This is a genomic window from Sphingobium sp. DC-2, assembly GCF_000722555.1.
GTDB lineage: Bacteria > Pseudomonadota > Alphaproteobacteria > Sphingomonadales > Sphingomonadaceae > Sphingobium > Sphingobium quisquiliarum.
The window spans coordinates 1-7,829 of the sequence record NZ_JNAC01000010.1 but is presented as its reverse complement, the minus strand read 5'-3'; the positions used below and the strand labels follow the sequence as shown (position 1 = coordinate 7,829).

The window sequence follows — 7,829 nt, the reverse complement described above, 5'->3', positions numbered from 1 at the left end:
CGATGGTTTTCACCTTCCAACCGCCATTTTGGGCTGGACTGTCAGGATATTGCGCCGAACTCTCGAGCGCCATGCTGGGTGCTGAGCTTGGATTGCCGGTCACGCATCTCGACAGCCACGCAAGCTATATCGAGCATTGGCTCAATCTCCTGAAGGACGATGACCGTGCCATCCTCACTGCTGCAGCCAAGGCCGAAGAAGCCGCGAGCCTGCTGCTGAAGCTCGGCGGGAGGGTCACCCCTGACCAGTTTGACGACGCGTCAGACGACGCTGCGCTCGCGGCCTGAAGGAGGACGCCATGGGCCGATCGGTCAGTTATCCCAGCGGCGCTATCGTCGCTTTCACGGTCCTCGAGGTCGAGAACGATGACGATCGGGAGTTCGAGTACCAATGGCTGCGCGAGGATCTGCGCGAGCGGGCCGCCCGAGCCTTCCCGTCGCTGATTTCGCACGACGGCTGGCGCGGTCGGGAAGACCGAATCCTCATGCGCAATGCCTATGCGGATTTCGGCCTATCGGTCTACGGCGGGCTGGTGGCCGTCTGGATCGTTGAACGCGATGACGGCGGCTCTTGGGACGCCGATTGGCGCACGGCCCGGGCGCCGCGGGCACAGCGCTGGCTGTCCCAGATCGCATCCCGTTTCGATGCCATGTTCGGCGACTATGACTGCCTCGGTCACATGTCGAATGGCGAGGGGGTTTACACCAAACGCGCAGCTTGACCGCCGATAACATGGGTCACGCGTAGCGCTGTGGGTGCCCTTCCTGGCGGATCTTTGCCGGCCGCTCACGGCCTGTCGCCATGCGAGAGAGGCCCTGGGCCAGCCGCCAATCTTGCGCAACCCGGCTTGGACGGGCCCGTGTTGGCCTTCGCCCTTCGGGCTCAATGCCTGCCCGCGCCAGCCCGCCAAGCCGGGTTTCCCCTGACGGGTGCGCAATCCTGCCTGAATGCTGGCCCTGACGGGCTCTCGCTGGCGCAGCCATGAACGGGTGCGTCGGCTTCACGCCAGTCAGGAGGACATTCCCATGCACACGTCATTTGCCGACCAACTCGCCGGGCTCGATCTTGCCGGCTTCTCGATCGGACCTGCTCCCCTATCGACAAGCGATTTCCCGGTCCGGGACGCCGTCGTCCAGACTCTTGAAGCGGTCTGGTCCGATCTCTTCGCCATGGTGTCCGGGACCGCTCTTGAAACCGACGCCGAGGATCTCGGTTGGGCCTTCGTCAATATCTTCCACCGCTCCGCCGAGCGCAAATCAATAGCTCTCGACCGGGCGACCGACGAAGTCCGCGCGCTTATTGCTACGGCCGATGGATCCGAGGTCCACACCCATGAACTCGAGACCCAGGTCGAGCGGGCGCAATGCGCCGAAAGCGCCATGCTGGCGCTCGAAGAGATGCGCGAAGTCGCAGCAGCCCTGTACCTCAACGAGTTCGGTTCCTCCTGGAAGCCCGTCTCCAGTTCGCGCTTCAATCACGGTGCAATGCTGACCTCCGCGCTCGTCGAAGGTCGGGACTTCCTGCGGGCTCGTGCCGAAGCCAAACGCCGTGCGGCGGTGCCCGAAGGAACCCCGGTGGTGTTCGCCGGTGGACGTACACGCCACGCAAACGAAGGCGATGCGCTGACTTTCGGCAATAATGTCTGGGCGACACTCGACAAGGTCCGCGACCGCGTGCCGGACATGGTGCTCATCCACGGCGGCGACACCAAGGGCGTCGACCGCCTGGCATCGAGCTGGGCCGAACGACGGGGCATTCCGCAAGTGACGTTCTCGCTCGATATGCGGCTTGGCGCCCGTGCCGGCTTCAAGCGCAACGAGCGGATGCTCTCGCTCGATCCGCGCTACGTCATCGCCTTTCCGGGTAATGGTGTACTTGAACGCCTCGTCATCGAAGCCAAGGCTCGGCGCATCACCGTGGTCGATCGCCGCGGCCCCCTCGGCACCAATCCGAAGAACACTTCGGCAGGGTCCGACTGAGGCCATGCCGGTCCTCGCGCCAGCGCCTGATCGGCGCTGGCGTCGTTCGTCAGAGGAAAGGCGTGCGCGTGTGGTTTGGAGCCAGCGAATGGCCGTTGGCTCCTTGCTACAGGAGACATTCCCATGATCGATATCGAGGCCGTGATGGCCGACTTTGCCGTTCGCCAAGCCGAGCGGAAGACCGAGGTGGCCGAAGAGATCCAGCAGCTCAAGGCGGCCATTCTTCCGCGCTTGCAGGAAGCCGGCATCGCCCGCGTCGAGATCCGCTTCGACGGTTGCGGCGACAGCGGCGCCGTCGAGGAATGTGTCTGCCTCGACGTAGCCGGTGCGGCGTTGGCGTGCCCTGATGTTACCCTGCAGGAAGGCGAAGCAGGCAAGGCGGATGATGCCAGTTCCGACCAGCTGCAGTCGCTTGGGCAGGCTCTCGAACAGCTGACCTATCTGGCGCTCGAGCGTCACCACCCTGGCTGGGAGATCAACGACGGTGCCTGCGGCGAACTCGTGATCGACGTGCCTGAAGCGACCTTCGTGCTCGACTGCAGCCTGCGCTTCACCGCAACCGATGATCACTCGACCGAGCTCTAGGAGACCCGGCATGGCACACTGCTACTACCGCGCCCTTTCGTCGGTCCGGAAATGGGGCGGCACGGTCGATGACTATCTCCTGCTGCACCGATGGTTCGACCAGTCTAAGGCAATCTTGGCATACCCTCGGCACCGCGCGCTGCGGCACCATGCCGAGGGGATATTCATGCTGGAGGCGATCTTCGGCGAGACCCTCGTCAATGCCGATGGCCGGGTCGTTCCGGTGCGTCTGGTCGGCGAGCAGCACGTGCGCGAAGACTTGGGCTCGATCCCCTCCTTTGCTGACTGGGCGCGCCTCATCACGCCGCAGGCCTGGATGCTGCGCGGGAATCCTCTGGACGGCACTGAAGGGGTGACGATCGACATGTCTTCCCTTGGCGAGCCGGTTGCGTCGAGCCCTTCGCCACCTGCTGAGGCAACGGTCCGAACCGCGATCTAAGAAGGCGTTCGCCGGTGGGGGGCTCTTGGGAGCCGTTCATCTGGCCAAGACCTGTGGGAACGAGGCAGGGCAAACCTGCTCAAGGCATCCAGCTCCACCCGGCTTCGATACAAACCTGTCCCTGAATCACCCCCCGTCGAGACGCGCAACCCGGATCAGGTCCGGCCGAGTTGCCGGGCTGTGCCCGACTGCCCGCACCACCCGGTCCAGTTCCGGGTTCCCCTCCGGTGCGCTTCGCCGCGGGGCGCTTCTGCTCGGGTTTGCAGCCGGGATGGACCCGGAATGCTCGATCAGGAGAAAGCCCATGACCAATCTCGTTATCCTCGTTGGCCGCATCGCTCGCGACCCCGAAACCCGCACCACCCAGGGTGGAACCAGCATAACCTCGATCTCGGTCGTCACCGACCGTCCCGCCCGCAAGGATGGCAAGACCTACAAGGACGAGAACGGCTACACCGCCAAGGACAGCGAATTCCATCGCATCACCTGCTTCAATGGCCTCGGCCAGAACGTCGCCAAGTACTGTACCAAGGGCCAGCTCGTGACGGTGGAAGGCCGCATCCACTACACCCAATGGGAGGATCAGAGCGGCGCCAAGCGCTACGGTTGCGAGATCATCGCCGACAAGGTCGACTTCCTCACCAAGGGGCGTTCGGGAAGCAACGAGGGAGCGCCGGACATCGACGAGGACTGAACGTTCTCTCCCTCACGACAAGGCCCCGGTGGCACACGCCATCGGGGCCTTTTCTTTTGCTCTGGTGCAAAGCGGCGGCGCGGGGCATCGAACCCCTTGCCGCCGCTGGTGGTGTGCTATGCAGGGGCAAGGCGCTTCAGGGTTTCCTCCATCCCAAGCGCCATCGCGGCGCGGACAACCTGGCGCAGCTGGGCCGGTTCGATCGTCTCGGCACCGCACTCGATCAGGATTTGGCCGAGGACGAGAGCGGCTTCGTCGCGGAGCTTCGCTTCCCTGGCTGCCAGTTCGTCGCGCTGTTCCCTGAGCTTCTTCAAGGCATCGACCGGATCGTTCTTGCGGGGCATGTCAGTCCTTTCCGCCCCCTTGGTTTGTGGTCCCTCGATAGCTCTTCTGCCACCGCGTGCGGGGTGTAGGAAAACAAGAAAAAGGGCGCCCGCCCGCAGCCGTCCGGTGCGAACCGTGAGGGTGGAGGGGCTGGCTCACGGAATGCCCAGCATGATGTCCGTCCACATGCCGCCTCAAGGACGGCAGGGCCCCACCATTTTGCCGGAGAAGGGATGAATCCCTCCCCCGACAAAATCGTTTCCCCCACCGCCGCTGACGCGGCCGCGCTGGAGCGCGGTCCCTGACCCGGCATGCGCACGAACATCGCACTTCCTCCTGTCGTTCACGACAACCTCAGGAGGATCATCATGGCTTATTTCGTACCTTGCACCGCTTCATCCCGCAGCTACTTCGAGGCCCTGGAACTGGCCGAGCGCCGGGCTTTGCACAGCTACTTCGATCAGCACATCGTGGCAGACGAAGAGCTCGGATATGTCGCGCTCGATGAAGGCGACTATTGCGCTCTACCGACACACTTGGCTGCGCGTGTCGTCCATACGATCCACGGGTCGATGCTGGATGAGTTCTGACCCCGACCGGGGCGGGAACCGGCAACGGTTCCTGCCCTTTTATTTTGCTCGCAGGTGGAGAGTTCCTATCACCGCCAAGGTTGGCGAGCGGAGCGCGGGCATCGGCGCCCGCGCGCGCTTTGGTTCCGCGCTATCGAGACCCTTCATTCCCTCCAATATGATCGGCGACGTGACCGGATCACTCCCTCGCGGCCTGGTAGACTGAGCACACCGTACGCAGTGACACTGCCGGATTTAGTATAGGTATATCAGGGTGATACGCTGAATTTTCGGGCTGGTGTTAAAGCAATTTGATGGTGAAGCATGCCTTGGATTCGCGATTTGTGGGCAAATTGGGGCCGCCTAACTCTTTGAAGTGTAGTCGGTTTATCAAGATTGACGCGCCAATGTTCTTGATTTATTCTCATCGCTGTCTTCCGCAAGATCGAACCGGGTTCGCAAGGGTCAATTGGACCCCAGAACATGGATCGGCATCTTAGTCTTCAGACCTACGTACCCCGCCCACTTGCTGATTGGATCAAGGGCAAAGCCCGGGACCAGCAGGTCTCCGTCAGCATCGTCATTCGCGATCAGCTGATCGATGCCTGGCAGCGTGAAAATGAAGCGCGAAAGCGGCCTGCGGCCCTCGACCCGGTACGGCAAAACCTGTTCATCACGGTAGCCCTCGAAGCACTCCTGGCCAGCCATAACGATGGCTCGTTGAGGCAGCGTACGCACGAGGCCTACAATCGCCGGCTCGCCCGGCTCGGACTCAGCGCCTCCGCACCCGAGGGAGGCAGCGATGAAGCGTAATCTCCTCAATTTCACGCGCGGCAGCCAGCTCCTCGGCCACTTCGGCTTCATGTTTGCGGCTGGCCTCAAAGGCCCGCTGTTGGTGACTTGCATGGTCACCGCATGGCTCTCCTATTGGGAGGTGACCTCGGCGCTTACCGATCACCAGATCTACCTGGCGTGGATGCATCTCTATGCTTCGGGCTACGCCTTCATGGAGTTCGATCCCGGCAAACTGGTGGAGCTCAAGCTGGCCGGTGGTGGCACCGTCCGTCTGCCATTCGATGTCGTTCGCGACTTTCCTCCCATGCGCGAGGCCGTGACTGCGCTCATTGCGGCCATCCGGCGCGGCATGGGCCTTTCAGCGCTCGTCCTCCTCCCGGCCTTCATCGCCTTTTGGTGGTTCGCCGAACGGTTCGGTGGCAAGTCGAAGGAGCGCAAGCACGAGCGCGGCGCGATGCTCGTCACACTTGACGAGCTCGAGGCCGAAATCGACCGGCACAACAGCACGGAACGTGCTCGCGAACTGCACGCCGCGCTCGGCTGGAAATGGCGGCTGGCCGGTGCTGCAGCGACCGAAGAGGCAGGCTTTTACAGCCCGGCTCATCTCGCCGGCGTGTCCTGGCCATGGCGCCTTGAGCAGAGCCATACGATGCTGATCGGCACAACCGGCACCGGCAAGACCGTGGCCCTGAGCCAGCTCCTCGCCGAGGCCCGGGCGCGTGGGCAACGCGCAGTGGTTTTCGATCTCACCGGAGCTTTCATCGAGGCCTTTTTTGACCCCCAGCGCGACATCATCCTGAACCCACTCGATGCCCGCTGTCCCACCTGGAGCGTGTTCCATGACTGCACCAGCGAGGGCGAGTTCCACGCCGCCGCCGAAGCACTCGTTCCGCACGACGGTGGCGGCTCGGAGCAGTTCTGGGTGCTCGCCGCCCGCATGCTCTTCGTCGAGATGTGCCTCCATCTCCAGCGCACCGGGCAGGCCACCAACCACGCACTTGCCACCCGGCTCATGACCGCCGACCTCGCGCAGGTCCACAAGCTCATGCGCGGCACCATGGCCGACCCGCTCACCGCTCCCGAAGCGGCGCGCATGGCGGAGTCGATCCGGGCCGTGTTCAACGCCAATGCCAAGGCGCTCAAGTTGCTGCCCAACAATAGCCCGCGCTTCTCGGTGCGGGACTGGACTCGAGGCATCTCCGCTCCGGGATCGATCCTGTTCCTCTCGGCGCGCTATGTCGACATGTCGATCTGTTCGCAGCTGCTCACCTTGTGGCTCGACACCGCGATGAACACGCTGATGACCATGGAGCGCACCCCGGATCTCAGGATCTGGTTCCTGGTAGACGAACTGGGAGCCTTGCACCGGCTGCCGGCACTGGAGAAAGGGCTCCAGACCGCCCGCAATTTCGGCGGCGCGATCGTCACCGGCGTCCATGCCTTTGCCAAGCTCAAGGAGGTCTACGGCGAGAACATGGCGATGACCCTGTCCTCGCTGGCTCGAAGCAAACTCATTCTTGCAACCGCAGACCGGGAGACAGCCACCTGGTGCTCCGATTTCATCGGTCATCGCCAAGTGCGCGACATGGAGGAAGGGTACAGCTACGGTTACAATAATGCTCGCGACGCCGTCAGCCTGACCCCTCGGCGTCAGATCGAACCACTACTCCTTCCCGACCAGTTCATGAACCTGCCGCGGCTCTCCGGCTATCTCAAGTTCCCGGACGGCTTCCCGGCCGCTCCGGTCACGCTCGTGCCGCGCCGCTTGCCCCGGCTGGCAGAGGGGTTCATTGCGCGCGCCTCCGAACCTGGCCCCCAGCGGGCTGCCCCGGATGAGGGAGCCTCGGCGGGCGCTTCATCCGCCGCATCGCGTTCCGAAGCCGCCGAAGGTGCCCCGGCCGCCAATGACGATGGTGCCGGCAAGCCGATCGCCCCTCGACAACTGAAGCTCGACCTGCAGGGCGTGAGGCCCACGCCCGACGAGGCAAGCCAGCAGGGTGAGGAACAGTCCCGAACCATGCCTGTCCGTGAGGTGCGGGGAGCGCCCGACCAAGGCAAGGCCGGTGCTGATGCTGAAGCTGTCGGGACGGTTCGGACAGTCGCGACCTTGCCTCCAGGACCGCTTCTTTCCGGCAGAAGTGAAGCGGCCGACGGGGCGCAGCCAGCACCTGAAGAGCACGCGACCACATCAGGTGACAAGCCCGGTTCGAGTAGCCTCAAGTCACCGCCGGTTGAGCGACCGCAGGAGCGCGAACAACCCCGCGAAAGGGCCGAACGGGACTTGCTAGAAGGCGGCGTCGAGAGTGGCGAACAGGACTTCTACGAACCCGATCTTTGAGAGCCGCAAAGCAAGGGGGCACCTTGCTTGAAGGAACAAGATCCATGCTTTCGGTTGGCTTTGTTGCGAAATTGCGCCTGGGGGATTCCTCAGGTGAATCGAGTGC

The 7,829-nt window shown here is 63.5% G+C and carries 10 protein-coding genes; 9 read left to right on the top strand and 1 reads right to left on the bottom strand.

Going from position 1 to position 7,829, the window contains the following annotated elements; all coding sequences use genetic code 11:
* From ET21_RS0102520 to ET21_RS0102495, 6 genes are all read left to right on the top strand, one after another.
* On the top strand, positions 1-287 hold a 287-nt coding region (locus ET21_RS0102520; RefSeq protein ID WP_030538459.1), incomplete at its 5' end, for a zincin-like metallopeptidase domain-containing protein.
* 11 nt (positions 288-298) lie between these two features.
* Positions 299-721, top strand: coding sequence for a hypothetical protein (locus ET21_RS0102515; protein WP_030538458.1), 423 nt, complete (start codon positions 299-301; stop codon positions 719-721).
* 304 nt (positions 722-1,025) lie between these two features.
* Positions 1,026-1,979, top strand: a complete 954-nt coding sequence (locus ET21_RS0102510) for a DUF2493 domain-containing protein (RefSeq protein WP_030538457.1) — start codon at positions 1,026-1,028, stop codon at positions 1,977-1,979.
* Positions 1,980-2,102: 123 nt separating this feature from the next.
* Positions 2,103-2,564, top strand: coding sequence for a DUF6878 family protein (locus ET21_RS0102505; protein WP_030538456.1), 462 nt, complete (start codon positions 2,103-2,105; stop codon positions 2,562-2,564).
* 10 nt (positions 2,565-2,574) lie between these two features.
* Positions 2,575-3,003 carry a hypothetical protein gene (locus ET21_RS0102500; RefSeq protein ID WP_030538455.1) on the top strand — a complete coding sequence of 143 codons (429 nt, stop codon included), beginning with the start codon at positions 2,575-2,577 and terminating at the stop codon, positions 3,001-3,003.
* A gap of 304 nt (positions 3,004-3,307) precedes the next feature.
* Positions 3,308-3,697 carry a single-stranded DNA-binding protein gene (locus tag ET21_RS0102495; protein WP_006966186.1) on the top strand — a complete coding sequence of 130 codons (390 nt, stop codon included), beginning with the start codon at positions 3,308-3,310 and terminating at the stop codon, positions 3,695-3,697.
* Positions 3,698-3,813: 116 nt separating this feature from the next.
* Here the strand turns inward: ET21_RS0102495 and ET21_RS0102490 are convergent, their stop codons facing one another.
* On the bottom strand, positions 3,814-4,041 hold the full coding sequence (locus tag ET21_RS0102490) for a DUF6437 family protein (protein ID WP_030538454.1): 228 nt from the start codon (positions 4,039-4,041) through the stop codon (positions 3,814-3,816).
* Between the two features lie 348 nt (positions 4,042-4,389).
* Between ET21_RS0102490 and ET21_RS0102485 the strand changes: the two genes are divergently transcribed.
* The 3 genes from ET21_RS0102485 to ET21_RS0102475 all read left to right on the top strand — a co-directional run bounded on the left by ET21_RS0102485 (position 4,390) and on the right by ET21_RS0102475 (position 7,723).
* Entirely contained in the window at positions 4,390-4,611 is a 222-nt protein-coding gene (locus ET21_RS0102485) for a hypothetical protein (protein WP_030538453.1), read from the top strand.
* 462 nt (positions 4,612-5,073) lie between these two features.
* A complete protein-coding gene (locus ET21_RS26885; protein ID WP_081856568.1) occupies positions 5,074-5,403 on the top strand; it encodes a hypothetical protein in 330 nt (109 codons plus the stop codon).
* Positions 5,393-7,723 carry a type IV secretion system DNA-binding domain-containing protein gene (locus ET21_RS0102475; protein WP_030538451.1) on the top strand — a complete coding sequence of 777 codons (2,331 nt, stop codon included), beginning with the start codon at positions 5,393-5,395 and terminating at the stop codon, positions 7,721-7,723. The genes ET21_RS26885 and ET21_RS0102475 overlap by 11 nt, the downstream gene beginning before the upstream one ends.
* Positions 7,724-7,829: the final 106 nt, after the last annotated feature.